Genomic DNA, 25,187 nt, shown 5'->3' on the forward strand with positions numbered 1-25,187 from the left:
CGCGCTCGTCACGACGATTGCGCGGGGCGGCGTGTCGGACGGCTTTGAGGCGAAAGGACCGGAGCGTACGTGAGCGAGAATCAGAACCTCCTCGCGGAGCAGCGGCGCGCCCTGATCCTCGACGAGGTCCGGCGCCGGGGCGGAGTCCGGGTCAACGAGCTGACCCGCAAGCTCGGCGTGTCGGACATGACCGTCCGCCGCGACCTCGACGCGCTGGCCCGGCAGGGCGTGCTGGAGAAGGTGCACGGCGGGGCGGTCCCCCTGGTGGAGGCGAGCACGCACGAACCCGGTTTCGAGGCCAAGTCGGGCCTGGAACTGAGCGCCAAGGAGGACATCGCGCGGGCGGCGGCCGAACTGGTGTCCCCGGGCGCGGCGATCGCGCTCTCGGGCGGTACGACGACGTTCGCGCTGGCGCACCAGCTGCTCGACGTCCCCGATCTGACGGTGGTCACCAACTCGGTGCGGGTGGCCGATGTCTTCCACGCGGCACAGCGCACCTCGGGCCCCCGGCAGGGGGCGGCCACGGTGGTGCTGACCGGCGGGGTGCGCACCCCGTCCGACTCCCTGGTGGGGCCGGTGGCCGACCAGGCGATCGCGACGCTCCACTTCGATCTGCTGTTCCTCGGGGTGCACGGGATATCCGTCGAGGCGGGCCTGTCGACGCCGAACCTCGCGGAGGCCGAGACCAACCGCCGGCTGGTGCAGTCGGCGAGGCGCGTGGTGGTGGTCGCCGACCACACCAAGTGGGGCACGGTGGGGCTGAGTTCGTTCGCGTCCCTGGATCAGGTCGACACCCTCGTGACCGACTCCGGGCTGCCGGACGGGGCACGCGCGGAGATCGCGGAGCACCTGCGGCGGCTGGTGGTGGCGGGCGGGCCCGAGGAGCCCGACGAGGAGCCCGACGGGGAGTCCGCGGACGCCTGACGGGCCGCCGTCCGGGGTGTACGCTGCTCGGCCCGCCGCAACTCCGGCTTTCGTCAAGGGAGTCGTGCCCATGGCTCACCGTCTGCGTCCCGTGGGGCCCGGCTTCGTCCGGGCCGCGCCCGTCCGTCCGGTCTTCGCCCGGGAGATCTCCGCCGCGCCGGAGCCGGTCTTCCGCGCGCTGGCCGAGGACGTGACCGGCTGGAGCGAGTGGTTCGGGGCCGTCACGCCGGCCCGCCCCCTCGACGGCGGCGCGGGGCGCGAGATCCGGTTGAGGGGCGGCACCCGCTTCCGCGAGACGATCCTCGCGGCGGAGGAACCCCAGGTGTACGCCTACCGCGTCGACGTGACCAACGCGCCCGGCGCACGCGCCCTGGCGGAGGAGTGGCGGCTGGAGCCCGCCGGGACGGGCACGCGGGTGCGGTGGACGTTCGCCGCCGACGGGACGGCACCGTTCCGCCTCGCGCTCAGGGCGGCGCGACCGGGGCTCGGGCGGGCGTTCCGCTCCGCGGTGACCTCGTTGGACCGGCGGCTCACGCGGTAGGGCCGCTCCGCCGCCCCTCGACGCGGGACCGGCCGTCCTCCGGATCGGCCGGCACCGCGTAAGGGAACGCTCCGGGGTCCGGGGCCCCGGACCGTGCTGCCGGTCGGCGCGCCGTGCGCCCGGAGCGACCGGGCGGCCGGCCCCTTCGCCGAAATCGCGGCCGCCCGTGCGGCGGCCGCCGCGCCCGGCGCCGGAACCCGGCCGTCAGTCGGGCCAGACCCCCGTCCGCAGCAGCGAATCGATCGCCGCCGTGTAGGGCGCGAGGTCCAGGCCCTGCTCGGCCAGCCAGGCGTCCGAGTAGTACTTGTCGAGGTAGCGGTCCCCCGGGTCGCACAGCAGCGTCACCACGCTCCCCCGCCGTCCGTCGGCCACCATCTCCGAGACGATCTTCAGCGCGCTCCACAGGCCGGTGCCGGTCGAGCCGCCCGCCCTGCGGCCGATGACCCGCTCCAGGGCCCGCACGGCGGCCACACTGGCCGCGTCGGGCACCTTCATCATCCGGTCGACGGCGCCGGGCACGAAGCTCGGCTCCATGCGGGGCCGTCCGATGCCCTCGATGCGGGAACCGCTGTCGCAGGTGACGTCCGGATCGCCGGTGGTCCAGCCCTCGAAGAAGCACGAGTTCTCCGGATCGGCGACACAGATGCGGGTGTCGTGCTGCATGTAGTGCACATAGCGCGCGAGGGTCGCCGAGGTGCCGCCGGTGCCGGCCGTGGCGACGATCCAGGCGGGCTCCGGGAACCGCTCCAGCCTCAGCTGCCGGAAGATCGATTCGGCTATGTTGTTGTTGCCGCGCCAGTCCGTGGCCCGTTCGGCGTAGGTGAACTGGTCCATGTAGTGGCCGCCGGTCTCCGCCGCGAGGGCTGCGGACGCCTCGTACATCGTGCGGGGGTCGTCCACGAAGTGGCACCGTCCGCCGTGGAACTCGATCAGGCGGCACTTCTCGGCGCTCGTCGTGCGCGGCATGACGGCGATGAAGGGCACGCCGATCAGCTTCGCGAAGTACGCCTCGGAGACGGCCGTGGAACCGCTGGACGCCTCGATCACCGGCCGGTCCGGACGGATCCAGCCATTGCAGAGCCCGTAGAGGAAGAGGGAGCGGGCCAGCCGGTGCTTGAGGCTGCCGGTGGGATGGGTCGACTCGTCCTTCAGGTAAAGGTCGATGCCCCACCGCTCGGGCAGGGGGAAGCGCAGCAGGTGGGTGTCGGCCGAGCGGTTGGCGTCGGCCTGGACCCTGCGCACGGCTTCTTTCAGCCAGGCGCGGTAGGCGGGGTCGCTGCGGTCGACATCGAGGGTGGTGCCGGTCAGGGCGGATGGTGAAGTGCTCACGACGGGGCTCCTTACGCTGAGCGCCGACGGCGTCTCGCGCGGCCGGTGCACCGATCATAGGCACCCTCCGCACCGCTTCCCACCTGCATAAACGCTTCTTTGAGCGACTCAAAGGCACCCCTGGGGCACAGGGGGCGCGGGGGCGCGGGGACAAAGGGGCGCGAGTGCTCCGGGCGCCCCTGGGAACGAGGACGCGCGCACTGGTGCTCGACGGCGGGCGGGGGCAGACTGCAGCGGCGGGAGCAGGGCCCCGTACCGGGGCACACTGAATCTGGACACGGGCCGGCCCGCGGAGCACGGTCCGGCACACCGACGCGCAAGGGGGCGGGCGGCATGACGGAGCCGGAGTTCACGGCCACGGGCGTGCGGATCGGCAAGCGGCTGCGGTCGCTCACCCGGGCCGGCCAGGTCCGGATCAGCGACGGCAGGCTGGAGTTGCTCACCAGCTACGGCAGCGAGATCGACAGCGCGCCGGTGCAGGCGGTACGCGCCTCCCGGCCCTGGTTCGCGCCCGAGGACCGGGCGTTGGCGGACCTCAACGGCAAGCGGTACCTGCTGACCCTGGGCGACCACGATCCCGCGCCGGGTGAACCCGGTCCGCCCGCGGCCCGCCGTTTCATCGAGGCCGTCCGCCGGGCGTCGGGGCGTGGCGCCTGAGATGTCCGTGACTTGCGTCACTTCACCTCGTGCGTCACGCTGGTCTCACGTCACTCTGGGTTTACCGGCGATAACGCTGCGAACCAGCCCGCCGGCCACGACAGCGGGCGGCAGCGTCACGCAGGCGCCCTGCTGGATCCGTACTCCGTGTTCTTCCGGACCTCACGTCGGGGAGTCGCAGCCGTGATCAGTCATCCGAGCAGGCACTGCGCGGTGGAGCTCCAAGCCCTGCCGTCGCGGATCGGCCAGGTCCGCAGAATCGTATCTGCGCAGTTGCGCTACTGGCACATGGATCCCCTGATAGACCGGGCCTCGCTCGGTGTGACGGAGTTGCTGTCCAACGTCCACCGACATGCCCGGCCCGACAAGACGTGCACCGTCGAGATGGAGCTGCTGCTCGACCGGCTCAAGGTCTCGGTGCGCGACCGCGACCCGCGTCTGCCGGTCGTGGAGGACGCCGGCCTGCTCGCCACCTGCGGGCGGGGGTTGGCCATGGTGGCCGCGATGAGCGAGAGCTGGGGCGCGCTGCCGGAGGGCGACTCCGGCAAGGTCGTGTGGTTCACCCTGCCGACGCCCTCCGCGACCGTCCCGACGGTCTGGGACCGGTATCCGCGGCTCGCGGCCGGCGAGCGTGCCGACCACCGGTTCACGCAGGTGGCGCTCGTCGAGCCCGCCGAGGACCACCGGCCCGAACCCGCTCCCGCCCGGTCCGTCGTCGCCGGCTGACCGGGCGGTCGCGCCGTTCCCGGCCCGGCGGGCCGGCCGTCTCCGAAGTGCGCCAGGGTCCGCACGGCCGGTCAACTCCTCGGGTGCGACGCCTCGTTGCTCGTGTGCGGCGCCGTGCGTGTGCGGCGCCGTCTCGTGCGTCGCTTCCGCGGGTCGCTCCGGAGAGGGCCCGCCGTCGTCGTGCGGCCGGCGGCGGTGCGCGTGCCTCCCGAAAAGGACGCGGGCGGACCGACGGCCGCTTCCGGAGTCCCGGCCGGGCCGGCGGTGGTCAGGTGGCCGCCTGATCGCTGTCCTTCAGGGCGCCCCAGCCGTGCCAGCGGTCGACCTCGATCCAGGCGCTGACCCGGGCCCGCTTCCGTTCCGGGTAGGCGTCGCCGGTGTAGTGCCGGGAGAGGCGGTCGATGTCGGTCAGACCGTCGTCGTCGTGCAGATCGACGACGCGGCCGATCAGGGTGACGTGGGTGTACCAGTCGTCCCCGGCCAGGACGGTGAGGGTGACGCGCGGGTCGCGGCGCAGGTGCTTCAGACGTACCCGGCCCTCGTCGAGGCTGATCAGCGCGCGGCCGTCCTCCCACAAGTACCAGGTGGGGGTGGAGACGGGCGCGCCGTCGGAGCGGACCGTGGCCATGACGCAGGGGTTGGGGCGGCGCAGCAGGGCGTCGGCCTCGGGGGGCAGTGGGGGCTTGGACACGGCGGTCTCCTCCGGGTGCCTTCGGGGGTGGGGGTCCCGCACGCCGCGTGCGGGGGGCTCAGGGGGTGGGCTCGTCGAAACTGGCGTAGTAGGCGGCGGCCATGTCCTCGTCGCCGTGGCCCCGGGCGGCGGCCCGCTCCAGGCGTGCGGCAGTCGCGGCGGCCACGTCCAGGCGGGCGCCGTGCTGCTCGCCCGCCCGCATGATCAGACGGGCGTCCTTGGCGGCGGTGGTCACGGCGAACTGGGCCGGGGACAGCCGCCCGTCGAGGATCAGTCCGGCCTTGGCCCGCAGGTAGCCCATGTCGAGCGGGCCGCCGGCGATGAGGTCGAAGAAGCCGTCCGGTGCGACGTCGAGCGCCTCGGCGAGGGCGAGGGTCTCGCCGGCGGCGGCGGTGACCGCCAGCACCCAGCTGTTGGCGACCAGCTTCAGGCGGGTCGCGCTGCCCGCCGCCCCGTCCTCCCCGGTCCACACGGTGCGTGCGCCGACCGCGTCGAACACCGGCGTCACCCGGTCCCGGCCCTCGGCGGGACCGGCGGCGAGCACGGTCAACCGCCCTTCCTCGGCGGGCTGCCGGGTACCCAGGACCGGGGCGTCGTAGAAGTGCAGGCCGTGCTCGCGGGCGAAGCCGGCCAGTTCGGCGACGCTCTCGATCCCGGCGGTCGTGGACTGCGCCCAGACCGTCCCCCGGCGCAGGGCGGGAGCGGCCCCGCGCATCGTCTCCAGGGTGGCGGGGCCGTCGTACAGCATGGTCAGCACGGCGTCGGCGGACTCGACCGCCTCGGCGGGTGTGCCGGCGACGTGCACGCCGTCGGCGGCGAGCGGGTCGGCCTTGGCGCGGGTGCGGTTCCAGGCGCGGACGGTGTGCCCGGCACGGGCGAGGTTGCGGGCCATCGCCGCGCCCATGATGCCGGTGCCCAGGACGCTCACGGTGAGCTTGTCGGTCATGACGTCGGCTTCCTGTCCGTCGGGCCGCCTTCTGCGGTCGGTGCTCGTGGATCATTGTGCGCCGTCGGTCGTGGCGCGGGGGCCGGTTGCGGACCGACCCGCCGGGCCGGGTGCCCACTTCCCCGGAAGCGACGCGGGCGGGCCCGTCCGGCCGGGCCCGTCGGGCGGGCCGCTACGCCAGTGCCGCCAGCGGATCGTCCAGCACCGGCTGCCAGGCCAGCTCGGCGGCGCCGACCAGGCTGTTGTGGTCCAGGGTGCAGGCGAGGATCGGGACACCGCCGCTGCGGCCCCACAGACTGCGGTCGGCGACGACGGCGCGGAGCCGGTCGGGGTCGGCCTCCAGGAGGGTGCGGTGCAGGCCGCCCAGGATGATCCGGTCGGGGTTGAGGATGTTGACCAGGCCGGCCAGCCCGAAGCCGAGGCGGTCGATGAGGGCCTCGACGGCCGCGCGGACGGCCGGGTCGGCGTACTGTCCGCGGATCAGGTCGTCGGCCTGCTTCAGCAGGGACATCTCGGGGCCCGGGGCGCGTCCCGCCGCGGTGAGGAGGGCCAGCGGGTCCGTCTCCACGTCCAGGCAGCCGTGGCTGCCGCAGTGGCAGGGGCGGCCCTCGGGGTTGACGGCGAGGTGGCCGACCTCCAGGGCGAGGCCCGAACTGCCCGAGTGCAGGCGGCCGTCGAGCACCAGCGCGCCGCCCACACCGCGGTGGCCGGTGGCCACGCACAGCAGGTCGCGGGAGCCGCGCCCGGCGCCGTGCCGGTGTTCGGCCAGGGCGGCGAGGTTGATGTCGTTGGCCGCGAAGGCGGGTCCGGGAAGGCCGGCCGCCCGCACCTGCTCGGTGAAGATCTCCCTTACCGGTGCGCCCGCGGGCCAGGCCAGGTGCAGCGGGTTGAGGGCCAGCCCCTCCGGCTCGGTCACCGCCGACGGCACCGCGAGGCCGGCGCCCACGCACCGCCGTCCGGTCTCCCGCAGCAGCTCCGCACCGGCCGCGACGACGGAGCCCAGCACTTTCGCCGGGTCGGCGTCGACCGCCTCGCAGCCGGGCGCCGTGGCCACGATACGGCCGCCGAGCCCGACCAGGGCCGCCCGGAAGCCGTCGGCGTGCACCTGCGCGGCGAGCGCGACGGGCCCGTCCTCGGCGATCGAGAGCCGGTGCGAGGGGCGCCCCTGCGAACCGGCCGCGGCGCCGGGACGGGCGTCCACCCGGATCAGCCCGAGCGCCTCCAGCTCGGCGGCGACCGCTCCGGCCGTGGCCCGGGTCACCCCGAGCTCGGCGGTGAGGACCGCCCGGGTCGGCGCGCGTCCGGTGTGCACGAGCTCCAGCGCGGGGCCGAGCGCGCCGCGTCCCCGGTCCAGCCGCGTCCTCGAGGTGGTCCCTTTCCCCGCCGGCCGGGGGTCCGCCTTCCCGCTCATGAGGGCGAGTCTCCCATGATCCGCCCCCGGCGCCGACTGCAGCCCGTTCCCCCTCGGAGTGATGTCCGGCCGCCCGATCCCGCCCCAACTCCCCCGGTGCCGCGCCCGGGTGCGCCTTCGGGACCTCGTGGTGGGCGGCCCGGCCCGCCGGGTGGGCGCCGGGAAAGGTCGCGCCGGGGCCCCGTCGGCAGGCGTCGGACGGTTCGCGCGGTCCCCGGGCGTCCGGCCGGGTCCGGCACGTGCACCGCGCCGGGCGCCACCTGCGTACGGGTACGGGGGGACGGCCCGGCGTCCCCGCCCCCTCCTGTTCCTGCCCGACACGCCCTGAGCTGCGGCTCGGCTAGCCTGGTCGCACGATGAACGACCGTATGACGACTCCGTGGGGCGAGCCGGTGCTGACCCGCTTCCCCGAGGACCCGCGCGAGAGGCTGCGCGCCTGGGACGCCGCCGACACCTACCTCCTGGGGCACCTCGCCGAGCGGCAGGTCCCGCTGTCCGGCACGGTCGTGGTCGTCGGGGACCGCTGGGGCGCGCTGGTCACGGCGCTCGCGGCGCACCGGCCGACGCAGATCACCGACTCGTGGCTCGGACAGGAGGCGACCCGCGCGAACCTGGCCCGCAACGGCGTCGAGCCGGGCACGGTCCGGCTGCTCACCACGCAGGACCCCCCGCCGGCCCGGGTGGACGTGCTGCTGGTGCGCGTGCCGAAGAGCCTGGCGCTGCTGGAGGACCAGCTGCTGCGGCTGGCCCCCGCGGTGCACGAGGGCACGGTCGTCGTCGGCACGGGCATGGTGAAGGAGATCCACACCTCGACGCTGAACCTCTTCGAGCGGATCCTCGGTCCGACCCGGACCTCGCTCGCCGAGCGGAAGGCCCGGCTGATCTTCTGCACGCCGGATCCCGCGCTGGAGCGTCCCGCCAACCCGTGGCCGTACCGCTACACCCTGCCCGACGGCATCGGCCCGGTCTCCCACCGGCCCGTCGTCAACCACGCGGGCGTCTTCTGCGCCGACCGCCTCGACATCGGCACCCGGTTCTTCCTGCGGCACCTGCCCGCCGGCCGGAACGGCGGCCGGGTGGTGGACCTGGGCTGCGGCAACGGCGTGGTCGGTACGTCGGCGGCGCTGGCCGACCCGCGGGCCGAGGTGCTGTTCGTGGACGAGTCCTTCCAGGCGGTGGCGTCCGCCCGGGCCACCTACCGGGCCAACGACGTCCCCGGGCACGCCGAGTTCCGGGTCGGCGACGGCCTGGCGGGCGTACCGGCCGGCAGCGTCGACCTCGTGCTCAACAACCCGCCCTTCCACTCCCACCAGGCGACCACCGACGCCACGGCCTGGCGCATGTTCACCGGCGCCCGGCGCGCCCTGCGCCCCGGCGGCGAGCTGTGGGTGATCGGCAACCGGCACCTGGGGTACCACCTGAAGCTGCGCCGGCTGTTCGGGAACAGCGAAGTGGTCGCGTCCGACCCGAAGTTCGTGGTGCTGAAGGCCGTGAAGCGCTCGAAGCGCTAGGGGGTCGTTCGGATCAGGCCGGCTCGCGGACCGCTCGGGGGGCCGCGGGGGCCGGGCCGAGTGCCTCGATGATCGCCGCCACCGTCCGGACCATCGCCTCCCGGCCCACCGTCAGGTAGCCGCGGGAGTCGACCGCCTCGGGGTGGGCGGCGAGGAATTCCCTGATCGCACCGGTCATGGCGATGTTCAGGGCCGTGCCGACGTTGACCTTGGCGATGCCGCCCGTGACCGCCGCGGCGAGCTCCTCGTCCGGCAGGCCCGAGGAGCCGTGCAGGACGAGGGGGACGTCGAGGGCCGTACTCAGGCGCTTGAGGAGGGCGCGGTCGAGGGCGGCCGTGCGGGTGGTCATGGCGTGGGTGGTGCCGACGGCGACGGCCAGCGCGTCCACGCCGGAGTCGGCGACGAAGGCGCGGGCCTGGTCGGGGTCGGTGCGGGCGCCGGGGGCGTGGGCGTCCAGCGGGGGCTCTCCGTCCTTGCCGCCGATCTGCCCCAGCTCCGCCTCGATCCAGAGGCCGTGGGCGTGGGCCCATTCGGCGGCGGCCCGGGTCGCGGCGAGGTTCTCGGCGTAGGGCAGCCGGGCCGCGTCGTACATCACGGAGCCGAAGCCGGCGTCCGGCGCCTGGCGCAGCAGGGCGTCGCTCCGTACGTGGTCGAGGTGCAGGGCGACGGGGACGGCGGCGCGTTCGGCGGCGGCGACGGCGGCGCGGGCGAGCGGCAGCAGGCGGCCGTAGCGGAACCTGACGGCGTTCTCGCTGACCTGCAGCACGACGGGGGCGTGCACCGCTTCCGCGCCGGCGATGACGGCCTCGACGTGTTCGAGGGTGATGACGTTGAACGAGGCGACCGCCGAGCGGTGCGCGGTGGCACGGGTGACGAGCTCACCGGTGGACGTGAGGGGCACGGCCTGTCCTTTCCGACGGTGTCAGGGCTCGAGGACGACCGAGCGGGTGAGGTGGCGGGGGCGGTCGGGGTCGAGGCCGCGGGCCGCGGCGACGGCGACCGCGAGGCGCTGGACCCGGACGAGTTCGGCGAGCGGGTCGAGGGTGCCCTCGATCCACCGTCCGCCGGTGTCCCGGACCTGCCGGGCCAGGCCGTCGGGGGCCGGTCCGAGCATCCAGGTCGCCGTTCCCCGTGTGGTGATGCTGATGGGACCGTGCCGGTACTCCATCGCCGGGTAGGACTCCGTCCACGCCAGTGCGGCCTCGCGCATCTTCAGCCCGGCCTCGTGGGCCAGGCCGACGGTCCAGCCGCGGCCGAGGAAGGTGAACTGGGCGCAGTCCACGAGCCCTTCGGGCAGGGGTGCTTCGAGGGCCGTCCGCGCGTCCTCGACGACCGCTTCGGTGTGCAGGCCCAGGTGGGCGCGGAGCAGGGTGAGGGCGGTGGTCGCGAACCGGGTCTGGACGACGGAGCGTTCGTCCGCGTGGTCGAGGACGACCGGCTCGTCGGCCAGCGACATCACGGGTGTGGCCGGGTCGGCGGTGACCGCCGTGGTGCGGGTGGTGCCCTTCAACCGCCCGAGCAGGTCCAGTACTTCGGTGGTGGTGCCGGAGCGGGACAGGGCGACGACCCGGTCGTAGGCCCGTCCGTGCGGGAACTCCGAGGCGGCGAAGGCGTCGGTCTCTCCCTGGCCCGCCGTCTCGCGCAGGGCCGCGATCGCCTGGGCCATGAAGTACGAGGTGCCGCAGCCGACGACCGCGACCCGCTCGCCGGGGGCCGGCAGCGCCGGGGCGTGCTCCGCGGCCTGCGCCGCGGCACGGCTCCAGCACTCGGGCTGGCTGGTGAGTTCGTCCTCGACATGGGTCATGTCGCACCCCCGGCGGCTCGGTGATTGTTGTTGCAAGATAGAGCGATCTTTCGCGCAGAATCAAGCACACGGGGAGGAGAGGAGGGGTGCGTTAGGGTCGCCGGAGGACGGGGAACGGCCGGGAACGGGAGGGCGGATGTCGCGGGACGCCCGCTGGAAGGCGCTGCTGGAGCTGCTCGTCGAGCGCGGCCGGCTGGACGTCGAGGAGGTGGCCGCCGAGCTGTCGGTGTCGGCGGCCACGATCCGGCGCGACTTCGACCAGCTCGCCGAGCAGCAGATGCTGGTGCGCACCCGGGGCGGCGCGGTCGTGCACGGGGTGTCGTACGAGCTGCCGCTGCGCTACAAGACGGCGCGCCGCGCTTCGGAGAAGCAGCGCATCGCGAAGGCGGTGGCGGACCTCGTCGCGCCGGGCGAGGCGGTCGGGCTGACCGGCGGTACGACCACCACGGAGGTGGCGCGGGCGCTGGCCGTGCGCGGTGATCTCGGCTCCGGTTCGCCCGCGCTGACCGTGGTGACGAACGCGCTCAACATCGCGAACGAGCTCGCGGTACGGCCGCAGTTCAAGATCGTGGTGACCGGCGGGGTGGCGCGGGCCCAGTCGTACGAGCTCATCGGTCCGCTCGCGGACGGGGTGCTGGACCAGATCACCCTCGATGCGGCGGTGCTCGGCGTCGTCGCCTTCGACGTCGCGCACGGCGCCGCGGCCCACGACGAGGCGGAGGCCGCGATCAACCGGCTGCTGTGCGAGCGCGCCGAGCGGGTGATCGTGGCCGCCGACTCCAGCAAGCTCGGCCGGCGGGCGTTCGCCCGGATCTGCGCGACCGAGTCGGTGGGCACGCTGGTGACGGACGCGTCGGCGGACTCCGGGACGGTGCGCCGGTTCGAGGAGGCGGGGGTGCGGGTCGTCGTGGCCTGATCCGCCGTACCGTCTCCGGCGGCCGGCGGGGCGTGGGGTGCCTAAGCTGGCAGGGGGCGAGTGCGCCGGGCCGAGGAGGCTGCGATGAACGGTACGGCCGGGGAGCGGGGCGCGTCCGGGAAGGGGCGGTACGTGCCGATCGCCGACCACGGGCTGATCGGCGATCTGCGCACCGTGGCGCTGGTGGGGACCGACGGCACCATCGACTGGTACTGCTGCCCGGCCTTCGACGCGCCGAGCGTCTTCGCGGCGGTCCTCGACGCCGAGCGCGGCGGGTGCTTCGAGATGGCGGCGGCCGTGCCGGCGCGCACCAAACAGTTCTACTTCCCCGACACCAACGTCCTGATCACCCGGTTCTTCACCGAGGACGGCGTCGGCGAGGTGCAGGACTTCATGCCGGTCGTCGAGGAGACGGGCTCGGAGGGCCGGCACCGGCTGATCCGGCGGGTGCTGTGCGTGCGCGGCTCCGTGCCGTTCCGGACGCGGGTGGCGCCGCGGTTCCACTACGGCACCCGGCCGCACACCGTGCGGATCACCGGTGACCTGGCGGTCTTCGACAGCGAGGGGATGTCGCTGGCCCTCACCGCGACCGTCCCCCTGGAGGGCGCGGGCCCGGACGTGCGGGCCGACTTCAAGCTGACCGAGGGCGAGACGGCGGTGTTCGCGCTGGACCGGGTCGGCGGTGACGTGCCCCCGGGCCGGTGCCCGTGCGGCGAGGCGGAGGAGCAGTTCGGCGCGACGGTGCGGTACTGGCGGCACTGGCTGTCCTCCTCCCGCTACCGGGGCCGCTGGCGGGAGATGGTGCACCGCTCCGCCCTCACCCTGAAGCTGCTCACCTACGCGCCGACCGGGGCGATCGTGGCGGCGCCGACGACCAGTCTGCCCGAGGAGATCGGCGGGGAACGCAACTGGGACTACCGGTACGTGTGGGTGCGCGACGCGGCGTTCTGCGTGTACGCGCTGCTGCGGCTGGGCTTCACCGAGGAGGCCGAGGCGTTCATGGGGTTCGTCTCCCGGCACATCAGCCCGGGCCGCAAGACCCCCTCCGGCCCCCTGCAGATCATGTACGGCATCGACGGCCGCACCGACCTCCCGGAATCCGAACTCGGCCACCTGGAGGGGCACCAGGGCTCCGCGCCGGTACGCATCGGCAACGCCGCGGCCGACCAGTTGCAACTCGACATCTACGGGGCGCTGATCGACTCCGTCTACCTGTACGACAAGTGGGCCGAGCCCGTCTCCAGCGAGCAGTGGGACCACGTGTGCGCGCTGGTGGACTGGGTGTGCGCGCACTGGGACCAGCCCGACGAGGGGATCTGGGAGACCCGCGGCGGGCGGAAGAACTTCCTGTACTCGCGGCTGATGTGCTGGGTGGCGATCGAGCGGGCCATCCGCATGGCCAACCGGCGCGGCCTGCCCGCCGACCTGCCGCGCTGGCAGGCGATCCGCGACACCGTCTACCGGTGGATCATGAGCCGCGGCTGGTCCGAGGCGCGCCGGGCCTTCGTGCAGCACGAGGGCGGGGACGTGCTGGACGCGGCGGTGCTGATGATGCCGCTGGCGAAGTTCATCGCGCCGACCGACCCGAAGTGGCTGTCCACGCTCGACTCGCTCACCGAGGACCTGGTGTCCGACTCGCTGGTCTACCGCTACGACCCGCAGACGAGCCCCGACGGACTGCACGGCGACGAGGGGACGTTCTCCATCTGCTCGTTCTGGTACGTCGAGGCGCTGACCCGGGCCGGGCGGCTCGACGAGGCGTCCCTGGCCTTCGAGAAGATGCTCACGTACGCCAACCATCTGGGCCTGTACGCCGAGGAGATCAGCCGCAGCGGGGAGCAGCAGGGCAACTTCCCGCAGGCGTTCACGCATCTCTCCCTGATCAGCGCCGCGTTCACCCTCGACCGCGCCCTGGGCTGAGGCTCGTCGCGGGCCGGGGCTTCAGTGTGAAGTCGGCGTCGTGCTCGCGGCGGCACCCGGTGACGGGCCGGCCCTCTTCGTCCCGGACGGTGAAGCGCAGGTCGGTGCGGTCCGCGGCGGTGACGTGCGGGGTCTTCAGTTCGAGGGCGTAGCCGTCCTCGGAGATCCGGAGCCCGCCGACGGAGGGGTCCCGTGCTCGGCGCGGCCGCCGTCCCCCGCGGTCGCCGACGGTGACGGAACGTGTGGCTCCTCGTGTGCGGGCGCCCGGTCCGCGACCACCGGGTCGAAGCCCCGGCCGATGCCGTAGGCCGTGCCGAAGGTGGCGGCCAGGGCGGCCGCGAACGCGGTGATCCTCAGTCCGTTGTTCATGACCGTCTCTCCTCGGGAACGGGGGCCTTCGGCTCGAGCGAGCCGGCTTTCACGCGGTTCACCATACCCCCTAGGGGTATCGAGTCAAGCCTTTCACTCACGTGCGTCATGTACGGGGCGGGGGTATGCGTCGTCGAGGGTCACGCGGTCCTGGTGGGCCGCGCGCGGCTGCCGGCCGAGTGGGTCGTGGACCTGCCGGCCGGCCTGGCGCGCGCCAGGACCGGGGCGGAGGCCGCGGGCCGCACCGCGGTCGCGGTCGCCCGGGACGGCGGGGCCGGGGCGGTCCGGAGGTCGCCGACGCGGCCAAGCCCGCCAGCGCCGAGGCCGTCGCCCGGCTGCGCGCCCCGGGACCGACGCCGATCCCGCTCACCGGCGACCACCGGGCCGCCGCCGACGCCATCCGGCCGGCCAGCAGGACGCTGGGCACCATCCGGTCCCACCTGTTCTGGGCCTTCGCCTACAACGCCGCGGCCCTGCCGCCGGCCGCGGCCGGACTGCTCACCCCGATGATCGCCGGAGCCGCCACGGCGTTCTCCTCCGTCTTCGCCGTCGGCAACTCCCCGCGCCTGCGCACCTTCGGGGCCGTCCGGTCCCGGGGAGCCGGTCCGATACCGGGGCGGGCGGAGCCCCCCGTGTGGAGCGTGCGTACCGTGGGCACCTGGTGATTCCCGCCCCATGGTGCGGGAATCACCAGGCCCGGGCCCCTCCCGGGTCCTGCCCCACGACGCCACCGCGGGAGAGACGAGATGAGCGAGCCGACCAGCACCGACCAGGACGTCACCCGTCCGCTCACGACGCCCGTACCGCCCGCCGACGGACTGCGCAGAGTCGCCTCGGCCGTCTTCGGCGACCTCAGGGCCATCGACGGCGCCCTGTACGCGGCGGTGGCCGCCACGCCCACGCCGACCCTCGACCGGGCGCTGCGCCGGCTCTCCCACGCGGCCGACCACTCCAAGATCTCGTTCGCCGTCGCCGGGGCCCTCGCCCTGGGCGGACCGCGGCCGCGCCGGGCGGCGCTCGCCGGTGTCGGGGCCATCGCCGTGGCCTCGGCGTCGGCCAACCTGCTGGGCAAGCGCCTGGTCCGCCGGGCCCGGCCGGACCGGGAGGCGGCCCGGGTGACCGTGGACCGGCACGTGCCGATGCCGACGTCGGCGTCCTTCCCGTCCGGGCACACCGCCTCGGCCGTCGCCTTCGCCACCGCCGTCGGGACGGTGCTGCCCGCCGCGTCGGTCCCGCTGGGCGCGCTGGCGGGCGCGGTCGGCTACTCCCGTGTGCACACAGGAGTGCACTACCCCGGTGACGTGGCCGCCGGCGCGGTCCTGGGCATCGCCAGCGCGGCCACCGCCCTCGCCCTGGCGGCGGCCCGCCTCCCGGCCTCCTACGGCGGATCCGGCAGGGCGTTGTGGGGCCGACTGCGGTGACCGGTGGGCCCCCGCAGCCCACGGTCGGGGCGGCGGGCCGTGTGACGGCCGGAGGTCACTCGCCGCCGTACGGCACGGTGACTCCCGGCAGCGCGTACTCGTCCCGCCGCCCGCACATGCCGAAACCGCCGAGGCGGCTGGGCTCGGCCCGGTACGCCGCCGCCTCGCCGAGGTGGGTGAGGTCGCCGTCGGCCAGCGCGTCCAACTGGGCGCCCGTGCGCTCGGCGGCGGCCAGCGCGCCGGCCCGCCACAGCTCCCGCCACCGCGGCACCCGGTCGCGCACCAGCCGCGCGGCGGCGCGCTGGAACTCCCGGTACGGTCCGCCGTCCCCGGCGACGAGCGCCGCGCGCAGGGGGAGGTAGCCCTCGACGGCGAGGTCCCGGCGGCGCCGCGCGGCCGCCTCCGTCTCCGGTCCGGTGCCGGGCGGGAGCGTCGCGGCGGCGGCGTAGCGGCCGGGGTCGGCCAGCACCTCGGGCGGGAAGGTGAACACGGCGTCCCCGGCCTCGGGCAGGCCGCTGTTCTGCATCAGCACGGTGATCCGCAGGCCGTCGCCCTGCACCATCCGGTGCACCGTGCCGGGCGTGAACCAGGCGACCGTGCCCGGCCGCAGCGGGACGTCCCGGTGGCCGTCGGGGCTCAGCGTCTGCACGGCGCCGTGGCCGCCGGTGACGACGTACGCCTCCGTGCACACCAGGTGCAGGTGCGGACTGCCGCCGCACACCCCGTCGGCGGCCTCCCAGTCGTAGGGGCTCAGGTGCGACAGTCCGACCGCGCCGGGCAGCGGGGCCTCGGACGCGGGCCCGTTCACCACGGCACGCCCTCCAGATGGGCGCCCACCCGGTCCCGGTCCCAGGCGCCGTCCGCCACCACGATCCGGTAGCGGTAGGCGAAGGAGTCGCCCGGCGGCAGCGCGAACTCCTCGAAGAACGCCCAGGAGAACGCGACCGACGGGATCGGCTCCGCGCGGACGAACCAGTGCGACGCGTGGACGGCGCTCCGTTCGTCGAGGTTCTCCGGCGCGTGCGCGAAGACGAGCGTGGAGTGGCCGTCGTGCTCGTCGTGCTCGGCGGTGAAGGCGAGCCACGGGCTCTGCGTGCCCATGAGCCGTGCGGCGTCCGCGTCGGAGTCCGGGGCGAGGACCCTGCCGCCGGTGAAGTCGCGCGGCCCGCGCCACTGGAGCCCGGTGTAGCCGGCCATCTCCCGGCCGGCGGTGGTCGGGGAGCCGAACTCCAGTGGTACGTCACGGAGGTTGGTGAGCCGGATCGACCAGTCCAGCACCCAGGCGCCGGCCTCCTCGTCGACCGAGTGGACGCTCAGGCCCCGCTCCTCCCGGGCCCACTCGGCGCCGCCGTGCGCGACCCAGGTGAGGTCCTCGGTGCAGTCGAAGCGGTCCTCCCCCGCCTCGAACGCGGAGAAGCCCTCGTGCCGCATGGAGCCGACGCGTTCGGGCAGCGGGAGGTAACCCCGGCCGTGCACGTAGGAGTTGCCGCCCCAGAAGTTCTGCCCGGACAGGTGGCTGGCCGTCATCTGCAGCCCCTTGTGCCAGCGGTGGTCGTTCGGACGGTACCCGGTCACCGTGCGGCCGGCCAGGGTGCGCACCGGATGGGCGTACGGCTTGCGGGACTCGAACGGTTCGGGGTCGGGGCGGTAGACGTAGCGCAGGATCTCCGTGCCGCCCGCGGCCGTGACGGTGACGGCCTCGCCGTGGGCGTGGATGACGCGGACGCTCATGCCCGCTCCCCGGGTGCCCAGTCGGGGTGGCCGCCGTGCATGGCCGCGTGGAAGGGATCGCCGGGGACGATCTCACCGGCCCGCACCGGCCGGCCGGTGAACGCCGCCTTGTACAGGGCGGCGGCGAACTCGAGGGTGCCGCGGGCCTGCCGCCCGCTGCCCGGGGGCCTCGTGCCGGCGTCGTAGGCGTCGAGGAGGGCGCCCAACTGGGCCGTGTGCGAGCTCGGGACGTCGTGCGCCGGGGTGCGCCAGGCGGCGGCGCGCCCGGCGGGGACGTGCGGGGCCGGGGTGTAGGACCAGTCGTCGTTGCCGTGCCCGTAGAGGTGGGTGAGTTCGACCGTCGCGTCGGCGCAGTCGACGCGGACGCGGCTCACCTCGTCCGGTGAGAGCACGCTGTTGACGACCGTCGCCAACGCGCCGTTGGAGAAGCGCACCAGGGCGGTGGAGACGTCCTCGCTCTCGGTGTCGTGGACCAGGCGTGCCGCCATCGCCCGTACCTCGGCCCACTCGCCGAGCAGGTGCAGCAGCAGGTCGTACTGGTGGATGCCGTGCCCCATCGTCGGCCCGCCGCCCTCGGTGGCCCACCGTCCGCGCCAGGGCACGGCGTAGTAGGCGGCGTCCCGGTGCCAGGTGGTCTGGCAGTGCGCGACCAGCGGGGCACCCAGTTCGCCGCTCGCGATCAGGGCACGGGCGTGCACGGCGCCGGAGCCGTAGCGGTGCTGGAGGACCACGGACGCGTACGCCCCCGACGCCTCCTCGGCGGCCGCGATCTCGTCGTATTCGGCGAGCGACAGGCACAGCGGCTTCTCGCACAGCACCCAGGCACCCGCCTTGAGCGCGGCCACCGTCTGCTCCCGGTGCAGCGACGGCGGTGTCCCGATCAGCACCAGGTCCGGGCGCACGGCGTCCAGCATCGCGCTCACCGAGATGAAGGCGGCGACGCCCTCCCCGGCCGCGGCGCGGAAGGCGTCGAGCCGTTCCCGGTCCACGTCGACGGCCGCCACCAGTTCGGTGCGGTCGGCGTGGGCGCGCAGCGCGGGCAGATGGCCGCCGCCGACGACGGCGCCGGTGCCGACGACGGCGACGCGGCGGACGGGGGACAAGGACATACGGCGCTCCTCTGGCCGTCGGCGGGCACGGTACGGAAAGCGTGATCGCAAGGCATGAGTGGAAAGCGCGACGGGAAAGCGCTTTCTCCAGCCCGTCGACCCTAGGCCGGGACACCGACCGGGACAACCCCGCGGGGCCCGCACGGTCTTCGCGCGGGCACGTCCGGGCCCCATTCCGGCGGCGGACAGGAGGCGGCGGCGGAGCGAGCCACCTTCGCCCCAAGTCTTGACGCGTCAATGTCAATGATGGCTTGATGTCCTCATGGGAGCGCTCCCACCTCATCCAGGGAAGGGAACACCATGCGCGGCCTCCGTTTTCTGCGCTTACGCACGCTCACGGTTCGCGGCCTGCTGGCCACCCTGCTCCTGCTGCCCCTCGGCCCGGTCTTCGCGTCGGGTGCGGCGGCCGCACCGAGCGCCGAGCCGAGCGCCACCCCGGTGCGCGTCATGCCGCTGGGCGACTCGATCACCGGTTCGCCGGGCTGCTGGCGGGCGGTGCTGTGGAACCGCTTGCTGAACGCCGGCCACACGGACATCGATTTCGTCGGCACCCTGCGCGAGCAGGGCTGCGCCCTGGCGCACGACGGCGACAACGAGGGTCACGGCGGCGAACTGGTCACCCGTGTGGCGGACCAGGACCTGCTGCCCGGACGGCTGGCGGCGACCCGACCCGACATCGTTGTCATGCACTTCGGCACGAACGACGTCTGGAGCGGCGTCTCCCCCGACCGCATCCTTGCCGCCTACACGAAGCTCGTGACGCAGATGCGGGCCTCCGACCCGGACATGCGCGTCCTCGTCGCCCAGCTCATCCCCCTGAACCCCGCCGGCTGCGGCGCCTGCGCCCAGCGCGTCACCGACCTCAACGCCCGGATCCCCGCGTGGGCCGAGGCGACGAGCACCGGCCGCTCCCCCGTGACCGTGGTCGACCAGTGGAGGGGGTTCGACACGGCCACCGACACCTACGACGGCGTGCACCCCAACGCCGCCGGCGACGAGAAGATCGCCGCGCGCTGGTTCCCCGCCCTGTCCGCCCTCCTGGAGGAAGGCGTCCCGGGCGGTCCCGGCGACCCGGGGGACGGCGACCCCGTCTGCACCGCGTCCTTCCGGACCGTCGCCGCGTGGCAGGGCGGCTACCAGGCCGAGGTGACGGTGCGCAACGCCTCCGCGGCCCCCGTGTCGGGCTGGACGGTGACGGTCGCACCGACGGACGGCGCCCGCCTCACCCAGGTCTGGAACGGCACCCTCACCACGGCCGCCGACGGTACGGCGAAGGTCACCAACGCGAGCTGGAACGGCGCCCTCGCCCCCGGCGCGAGCACCGCCTTCGGCCTCGTCGCCACGGCCCCCGCGGGGTCCACCACCCCCGGGGCGGACGTCGGCTGCACGGCCACGCCCTGACACCCCGACACACGGCACGGAGCGACACCACCCCGCCCACCACTCCCTTGGAGCCGCCATGAGACCCCCTGTCCTCCGCACCGCCCCACGAGCGGCCGGCCTCCTCGCCGCCCTCCTGGGTCTCCTCCTCCCGCTCCTCGCCCTCGGCACCCCGGCCCACGCGGCTCCCACCGGCTTCCGCGTCGAGAACGGGCGGCTGCTGGAGGCGTCCGGGAACGACTTCGTGATGCGCGGTGTCAACCACGCGCACACCTGGTACCCCGACCGGATCGACGCCCTGGCGCACATCAAGGCCAAGGGCGCCAACACCGTGCGCGTCGTCCTCTCCAGCGGCGACCGCTGGACCCGCAACGACGCCTCCGACGTGGCGAACGTCGTCGCGCGGTGCAAGCAGAACCGGCTGATCTGCGTCCTGGAGGTGCACGACACCACCGGCTACGGCGAGCAGAGCGGAGCGGTCACCCTCTCCCGCGCCGCCGACTACTGGATCAGCGTGCAGAGCGCCCTGACCGGCCAGGAGAACCACGTCATCGTCAACATCGGCAACGAGCCCCACGGCAACAGCGGGTACGCCAACTGGACGGCCGACACCAGGGCCGCGATCCAGAAGCTGCGCGCCGCCGGCTTCGACCACACGCTGATGGTCGACGCCCCCAACTGGGGCCAGGACTGGGCGTTCACCATGCGCGACAACGCCGCCACGGTCTTCGCAGCCGACCCGGACGCCAACACCGTCTTCTCCATCCACATGTACGGTGTCTTCGACACCGCCGCCGAGATCAGCGACTACCTGGGCCGCTTCGTGGCCGCGAAACTCCCCATCGTGATCGGCGAGTTCGGCCACGACCACTCCGACGGCAACCCCGACGAGGACACCATCCTGGCCGTCGCCCAGCAGCTCCGCCTCGGCTACCTCGGCTGGTCCTGGAGCGGCAACGGCGGCGGCGTCGAGTACCTGGACATGGTCACGGGCTTCGACCCGGACCGGCTGACCGCCTGGGGACAGCGCCTGTTCAACGGCGCCGACGGCATCGCCGCCACCGCCGAGGAGGCCGAGATCTACTCCTCCGGTTCCGGGGGCGACACCACGGCCCCGACCACGCCCGGTGCCCCGGCCGCCTCGGCGGTGACCTCCTCGTCGGCCACCCTCACCTGGGGCGCCGCCACCGACGCGAACGGTGTCACGGGCTACGACGTCGTGCGGATCAGCGGTGGCGCGGAGACCGTCGTCACCACGACGGCCGGCACCTCCGCCACCGTCACCGGACTCGCCCCGGCCACGTCCTACACCTTCGCCGTCTACGCGCGGGACGCCGCCGGCAACCGCTCGCAGCGCTCCGCCGCGGTGACCGTCACCACCTCCCCCGGCGGGACGACGGGCGCCTGCGCGGTCGGTTACCGGGTGACGGGTGAGTGGCCCGGCGGCTTTCAGGGCGAGATCACCCTTCGCAACACCGGCGGCTCGGCGGTGAACGGCTGGACGCTGCGCTGGACCTTCCCCGGCGGCCAGCGGATCACCAACCTGTGGGGAGGCACCCCGACGCAGAACGGCGCCGAGGTGGGCGTGACCGCCGCCCCGTACACCGCGACGATCCCCGCGTCCGGTTCCGTCACCCTCGGCTTCACGGCCTCCCGGTCCGGAGCCAACCCCAGCCCCACGGCGTTCAGCCTGAACGGCGTCTCCTGTTCCGTGGCCTGACAGCGCACTGCCCGGAAGGGGCCGTCCCCTTCCGGGCAGTCGTCCCTCGTCCGCCTCAGACCAGGCGGCCGAAGACCACCAGGTTCTCGGTGTAGTCCTTGGCGGCACGGTCGTAGTCCCCCGCGCAGGTGATGAGCCGAACCTCGGCCCTGGGGACGTCGCCGTACACGCGCTCGTCGGGGAAGTTCTTCTTCTCGAACGACTCCGTGTCGTACACCTCGAACGTCGCCTTGCTCCCGTCGGCCCGCACCACCCGGAACCGGTCGCCCTCCTCCAGCTCGCTGAGCCGCGCGAACACGGCCGGGGACGTCGCCGTGTCCACGTGGCCGGCGATGATCGCCGTACCCGACTCCCCCGGGGAGGCGCCCTTGGCGAACCAGCCGACCAGATTGGTGTTGTGCGGCGGTGGGGCGTCGAGCTGCCCGCCCTTGCCGATGGCGAGATCGGTGAAGGGCGCGTCGACGCCGATCTCGGGGATGAGCAGCCGGGTCGGCTTGGACCGCGGCAAGTGCTTGCCGGACGACTCGCCCGCGGACGGCTCGCCCCCGGCCGGCTTGCTCGCGGCCGGACCGGAGGCGGTGGCGACCGCGGGCGGAGCATGCGGCACACGGGCGTCGTCGGGAGGGGCCTCCCCGCCGCCGAACAGCGTCATGGCCAGCACCAGGCCGGCCCCGCTCCAGAAGACCGCTGTCATGGCGGCACGCAGTCTTCGCCTCGTCGGCGTCGGCTCGGTTCCGGCCGGCTCGGTTTCGCAGGGGGATGGGGGACTGGCTGCCATCGGGGGGACCACCTCACTCGGACGCGGCAGCGGACACTAAGGGCTCAGGCAGCGAGCGGGGCCGCCATGACGCGCCACGCGCGTAGGGCGGCCCCGTCCGCTATCACGCCACACATGGCTCAGGCCACGTTTCCGGAGGCCTTCTTACGCCGCAGCGCGTACGCGCCGGTGCCGAGAACCGCCAGCGCGGCCAGACCACCCGCGGTGACACCCGGCTCGGAGAGCGAACCGCCGCCGGCGTGCACGCCACCGCGCGGCTTGTCGTAGTCGTCCTCCTTCTTGTACTTGCTGTCCCAGGACTCCTCGCCGTGCGAGTCACCCTTGTCCTTGTAGCTCTCGTGGTCGTACTTCGAGTCCTTGGAGCTGCCCCAGTCCTCGTCGTTCAGGGCAGCCAGGGCCCCACCGCCGGTGTGCACGCCACCGCTCGGCTTGTCGTACTCGTCGTCCTTGTAGTCGTCGTCCTTGTCGTCCTTGCCGTACCCGTTGTCCTTGTCGTCCTTGTCGTACCCGTTGTCCTTGTACTCGTCGTCCTTGTCGTCCTTGTCGTCCTTGCCGTACCCGTTGTCCTTGTACTCGTCGTCCTTGTCGTGCTTGTCGCCCTTGTCGTGCCCCTTGTCCTTGTACTCGTCGTGCTTGTCGCCCTTGTCGTGCCCGTTGTACTCGTCGCGCTTGTCGCCCTTGTCGTGCCCGTTGTACTTGTCGTGCTTGTCGTCCTTGTACTCGTCGCCCTTGTCGTGCTTCCCCTCCTTGTCGTACTTGTCGTCCTTGTACTCGTCCTTCTTGTACTCGTCCTTCTTGTACTCGTCCTTCTTGTACTCGTCCTTCTTGTACTCGTCGTCCTTGCCGTGCTCGTCGTCGTTGCCGTACTCGTTCGCGACGGTCAGAGCCCCACCGCCGGTGTGCACGCCACCGCTCGGCTTGTCGTAGTCGTCGTCCTTGTCGTCCTTGTCGTCCTTGCCGTACCCGTTGTCCTTGTCGCCCTTGTCGTAGCCGTTGTCCTTGTCGTCCTTGTCGTCCTTGTCGTCCTTGCCGTACCCGTTGTCCTTGTCGTCCTTGTCGTCCTTGCCGTAGCCGTTGTCCTTGTCGTCCTTGCCCTCCTTGTCGTACTTGTCGTCCTTGTAGTCGTCGCCCTTGTCGCCCTTGTGCTCGTCGTCCTTGTCGTACTCGTTCGCGACGGTCAGAGCCCCACCGCCGGTGTGCACGCCACCGCTCGGCTTGTCGTACTCGTCGTCCTTGTAGTCGTCGTCCTTGTCGTCCTTGTCGTCCTTGCCGTACCCGTTGTCCTTGTCGCCCTTGTCGTACCCGTTGTCCTTGTCGTCCTTGTCGTCCTTGCCGTACCCGTTGTCCTTGTCGTCCTTGTAGTCGTCGCCCTTGTCGTGCTTGTCGCCCTTGTACTCGTCGTCCTTGTCGTGCTTGCCGTCCTTGTCGTGACGGCTGTCCTTGTCGTACTTGTCGTCCTTGTACTCGTCGTCCTTGTCGTGCTCCTTGCTGTAGGAAGACTTGTCGTGGTCCCCGTCATTCGCGTGAGCGGCGAAGGTCGTGGGCGCGGCGATGGCGAGGGCCGCCGTGGCCGTCGCGGCGGCGAGCACCATGCGGGCAGAGCGCATTTGAGAGTCCTTCCCTCGGCGACCGGACTGCTGACGCCTCATCAGCACGATGAACCCGGCCGCGCGTGATCCACAGTCGGTCATGCAGCCCGCCCCCACCATTCGAGACGTTCACACGGGTTAACCCCCGCGTCCTTACGGGGCAATCGGCGGCCCCTGACCCGGTAGGACCGCATCCGGAAGCGGGAGGACCCGACAACCCCCGCGGCCCCTTCGCCGCCTCTCCCGACGGAAAGCGGAGGCGGTCTCCACCGGGAGCGAACCGCGGGAGGCACGCATGGCCGCGGCCGGCCCGCGCCGGATCACCGAGGACCCCGTGCACCCCGGGGGGCCAGCCCCACGCATCGGCCACCGCGGCCCGGCTCACCAAGGACGGCGTCGAGACACCGGGACCGCCCACGCGGCCCCGCCGGAATCACCCGGGACGTGAAACCGTGCGGCCCGCCCCGGGGTCGCACGGCCCCGCACGTCGCGACCGCCGACGTGCTCGTCCTTGCCTCTTGCGCCCACCTGGCTCGACTTTGTGCCGCACATAAATAAAACCCGATCGCACAGTGCCGTGCCGGGTACCGACCTCGCCCGACTCCGACTCGCCCTGACCCTCTTCTTCGCCCTCGACGGCTTCGTCTTCGCCGGCTGGGTGGTGCGCATCCCCGCCATCAAGGAGCAGACCGGCGCCTCCGCCGGCGCCCTGGGCCTCGCCCTGCCGGGTGTCTCCGCCGGGGCCGTCGTCACCATGGCGCTCACCGGCCGCCTGTGCCGTCGCTACGGCAGCCACCTGGTCACCGTCGTCTGCGCGGTCCTGCTCCGCCTCAGTGTCGGGCTGCCCCCGCTGACCCACTCCGCCCCCGACCTCGGCACCGTGCTCCTGCTGTTCGGCGCGGCCTACGGCGGAATCAACGTCGCCTTCAACAGCGCCGCCGTCGATCTGGTGGCCGTGCTGCGGCGGCCGATCATGCCCAGCTTCCACACCGCGTTCAGCCTGGGCGGCATGGTCGGCGCGGGCCTGGGCGCCCTGGTCGCGGGCTCCCTCTCGCCCACCCGGCATCTGTGGGACTCGCCGCTGTCGGCCTGCTCGTCACGGCCGTGGCGGGGCGGATGCTCCTGCGGTGCGAGCCGCACCCGTGGTCTGGTGATCGCCTTCGGGCTCATCGCGCTGTGCACCGCGTACGGCGAGGGAGCGCTGGCCGACTGGGGCGCGCTGCACCTGGAGCAGGGCCTCGGCGCCTCACCGGGTGCCGCGGCCCTCGGTTACTCCTGCTTCGCGCTCGCGATGACCGTCGGACGACTCACCGGGACGACGCTGCTCGAACGGCTGGGGCGGACCCGGACCGTGCTCGCGGGCGGCTCCACCGCGACGGCCGGGATGCCGCTCGGCGCGTTCGCGCCCTCCCCGTGGGCCGCTCTGTTCGGTTACGCGGTCACCGGGCTCGGCCTCGCCAACCTCTTCCCCGTGGCCGTCGAACGGGCCGGCGCGCTCGCGGATCCCAGCGGTGTCGCCACCGCCTCCACGCTGGGCTACGGCGGCATGCTCCTCGGTCCGCCCGCGATCGGGTTCCTGGCGGACCGGTTCAGTCTGCCGGTCGCGCTGACCAGCGTGGCGGTGCCGGCCGCGGTGGCCACGGTCATCGGCTTCGCGACGCGCCGGGTGAACACGGGCTGAGGCGACACGGGTGGCCGGCCGCCGCGGACGGCC

21 protein-coding genes and 3 pseudogenes are annotated in these 25,187 nt (G+C 73.5%); 12 read left to right on the forward strand and 12 right to left on the reverse strand.

The genetic code is table 11. From position 1 onward, the window contains the following. Positions 1-69: 69 nt before the first annotated feature. Both CP969_RS06525 and CP969_RS06530 read left to right on the forward strand, forming a co-directional pair. Complete coding sequence (locus CP969_RS06525) at positions 70-924, forward strand: DeoR/GlpR family DNA-binding transcription regulator (protein WP_004991462.1); 855 nt, start codon at positions 70-72, stop codon at positions 922-924. Positions 925-994: 70 nt separating this feature from the next. Then, a complete protein-coding gene (locus CP969_RS06530) occupies positions 995-1,465 on the forward strand; it encodes an SRPBCC family protein (RefSeq protein WP_016827400.1) in 471 nt (156 codons plus the stop codon). Positions 1,466-1,669: 204 nt separating this feature from the next. Here CP969_RS06530 and CP969_RS06535 read toward each other — a convergent pair whose 3' ends face one another. Continuing rightward, the gene (locus CP969_RS06535; RefSeq protein WP_016827399.1) at positions 1,670-2,794 is read right to left on the reverse strand and encodes an L-cysteine desulfhydrase Cds1; all 1,125 of its coding nucleotides are present in this window, start codon (positions 2,792-2,794) and stop codon (positions 1,670-1,672) included. Between the two features lie 333 nt (positions 2,795-3,127). Between CP969_RS06535 and CP969_RS06540 the strand changes: the two genes are divergently transcribed. Beyond that, entirely contained in the window at positions 3,128-3,451 is a 324-nt protein-coding gene (locus CP969_RS06540; protein WP_004991452.1) for a hypothetical protein, read from the forward strand. A gap of 183 nt (positions 3,452-3,634) precedes the next feature. Continuing rightward, positions 3,635-4,177 (forward strand): ATP-binding protein, encoded by a 543-nt coding sequence (locus CP969_RS06545; protein WP_078495451.1) that lies wholly within the window; start codon positions 3,635-3,637, stop codon positions 4,175-4,177. Positions 4,178-4,445: 268 nt separating this feature from the next. Here the strand turns inward: CP969_RS06545 and CP969_RS06550 are convergent, their stop codons facing one another. The 3 genes from CP969_RS06550 to CP969_RS06560 all read right to left on the reverse strand — a co-directional run bounded on the left by CP969_RS06550 (position 4,446) and on the right by CP969_RS06560 (position 7,225). Beyond that, entirely contained in the window at positions 4,446-4,868 is a 423-nt protein-coding gene (locus CP969_RS06550) for a PPOX class F420-dependent oxidoreductase (protein ID WP_016827397.1), read from the reverse strand. Between the two features lie 58 nt (positions 4,869-4,926). After that, positions 4,927-5,814, reverse strand: coding sequence for an NAD(P)-dependent oxidoreductase (locus CP969_RS06555; RefSeq protein WP_016827396.1), 888 nt, complete (start codon positions 5,812-5,814; stop codon positions 4,927-4,929). 172 nt (positions 5,815-5,986) lie between these two features. Next, a complete protein-coding gene (locus tag CP969_RS06560) occupies positions 5,987-7,225 on the reverse strand; it encodes an ROK family protein (RefSeq protein ID WP_016827395.1) in 1,239 nt (412 codons plus the stop codon). Positions 7,226-7,593: 368 nt separating this feature from the next. On the opposite strand from CP969_RS06560, the gene CP969_RS06565 reads away from it, so the two are divergent. After that, positions 7,594-8,736, forward strand: a complete 1,143-nt coding sequence (locus CP969_RS06565) for a methyltransferase (protein WP_016827394.1) — start codon at positions 7,594-7,596, stop codon at positions 8,734-8,736. Between the two features lie 13 nt (positions 8,737-8,749). Here the strand turns inward: CP969_RS06565 and CP969_RS06570 are convergent, their stop codons facing one another. Continuing rightward, positions 8,750-9,637, reverse strand: a complete 888-nt coding sequence (locus CP969_RS06570) for a class II fructose-bisphosphate aldolase (RefSeq protein WP_004991441.1) — start codon at positions 9,635-9,637, stop codon at positions 8,750-8,752. A 21-nt stretch (positions 9,638-9,658) separates the two neighbouring features. Next, positions 9,659-10,540, reverse strand: a complete 882-nt coding sequence (locus CP969_RS06575) for an SIS domain-containing protein (RefSeq protein WP_016827393.1) — start codon at positions 10,538-10,540, stop codon at positions 9,659-9,661. Between the two features lie 136 nt (positions 10,541-10,676). Between CP969_RS06575 and CP969_RS06580 the strand changes: the two genes are divergently transcribed. Continuing rightward, complete coding sequence (locus CP969_RS06580; protein WP_016827392.1) at positions 10,677-11,456, forward strand: DeoR/GlpR family DNA-binding transcription regulator; 780 nt, start codon at positions 10,677-10,679, stop codon at positions 11,454-11,456. Positions 11,457-11,540: 84 nt separating this feature from the next. Beyond that, positions 11,541-13,376, forward strand: a complete 1,836-nt coding sequence (locus tag CP969_RS06585; protein ID WP_016827391.1) for a glycoside hydrolase family 15 protein — start codon at positions 11,541-11,543, stop codon at positions 13,374-13,376. A gap of 22 nt (positions 13,377-13,398) precedes the next feature. On the opposite strand, the pseudogene CP969_RS06590 reads toward CP969_RS06585, so the two are convergent. Further along, positions 13,399-13,745 (reverse strand): annotated as a pseudogene (locus tag CP969_RS06590) (hypothetical protein); the annotation flags it as partial. Between the two features lie 129 nt (positions 13,746-13,874). Between CP969_RS06590 and CP969_RS06595 the strand changes: the two are divergent. Further along, a pseudogene (locus tag CP969_RS06595) lies at positions 13,875-14,410 on the forward strand (hypothetical protein); the annotation flags it as partial. 81 nt (positions 14,411-14,491) lie between these two features. Next, positions 14,492-15,166 carry a phosphatase PAP2 family protein gene (locus CP969_RS06600; protein WP_016827390.1) on the forward strand — a complete coding sequence of 225 codons (675 nt, stop codon included), beginning with the start codon at positions 14,492-14,494 and terminating at the stop codon, positions 15,164-15,166. A 55-nt stretch (positions 15,167-15,221) separates the two neighbouring features. Here the strand turns inward: CP969_RS06600 and CP969_RS06605 are convergent, their stop codons facing one another. From CP969_RS06605 to CP969_RS06615, 3 genes are read right to left on the reverse strand one after another with little or no spacing between them, the layout of a single operon-like run. Further along, positions 15,222-15,977, reverse strand: coding sequence for a cupin domain-containing protein (locus CP969_RS06605; RefSeq protein ID WP_016827389.1), 756 nt, complete (start codon positions 15,975-15,977; stop codon positions 15,222-15,224). Beyond that, a complete protein-coding gene (locus CP969_RS06610) occupies positions 15,971-16,897 on the reverse strand; it encodes a DUF6807 domain-containing protein (RefSeq protein ID WP_016827388.1) in 927 nt (308 codons plus the stop codon). Before CP969_RS06610 ends, CP969_RS06605 begins: the two co-directional genes overlap by 7 nt. Next, positions 16,894-18,006 (reverse strand): Gfo/Idh/MocA family protein, encoded by a 1,113-nt coding sequence (locus tag CP969_RS06615; RefSeq protein WP_016827387.1) that lies wholly within the window; start codon positions 18,004-18,006, stop codon positions 16,894-16,896. The genes CP969_RS06610 and CP969_RS06615 overlap by 4 nt, the downstream gene beginning before the upstream one ends. 300 nt (positions 18,007-18,306) lie before the next feature. Between CP969_RS06615 and CP969_RS06620 the strand changes: the two genes are divergently transcribed. Further along, positions 18,307-19,407: a GDSL-type esterase/lipase family protein gene (locus CP969_RS06620; protein ID WP_016827386.1), complete on the forward strand. Its 1,101-nt coding sequence runs from the start codon at positions 18,307-18,309 to the stop codon at positions 19,405-19,407. 58 nt (positions 19,408-19,465) lie between these two features. After that, complete coding sequence (locus CP969_RS06625; protein WP_016827385.1) at positions 19,466-21,106, forward strand: cellulase family glycosylhydrolase; 1,641 nt, start codon at positions 19,466-19,468, stop codon at positions 21,104-21,106. A gap of 55 nt (positions 21,107-21,161) precedes the next feature. On the opposite strand, the gene CP969_RS06630 is transcribed toward CP969_RS06625, so the two are convergent. Together CP969_RS06630 and CP969_RS06635 are read right to left on the reverse strand one after the other, a co-directional pair. Then, a complete protein-coding gene (locus CP969_RS06630) occupies positions 21,162-21,800 on the reverse strand; it encodes a class F sortase (RefSeq protein WP_004991412.1) in 639 nt (212 codons plus the stop codon). Positions 21,801-22,003: 203 nt separating this feature from the next. Further along, on the reverse strand, positions 22,004-23,491 hold the full coding sequence (locus tag CP969_RS06635; protein WP_223887062.1) for a DNA primase: 1,488 nt from the start codon (positions 23,489-23,491) through the stop codon (positions 22,004-22,006). A 559-nt stretch (positions 23,492-24,050) separates the two neighbouring features. Between CP969_RS06635 and CP969_RS06640 the strand changes: the two are divergent. Next, positions 24,051-25,154 (forward strand): annotated as a pseudogene (locus CP969_RS06640) (MFS transporter). The last annotated feature ends 33 nt before the right edge of the window (positions 25,155-25,187 follow it).

Origin of the sequence: Streptomyces viridosporus T7A, assembly GCF_008704515.1 — a bacterium.
GTDB classification, from domain to species: Bacteria; Actinomycetota; Actinomycetes; order Streptomycetales; family Streptomycetaceae; genus Streptomyces; species Streptomyces viridosporus.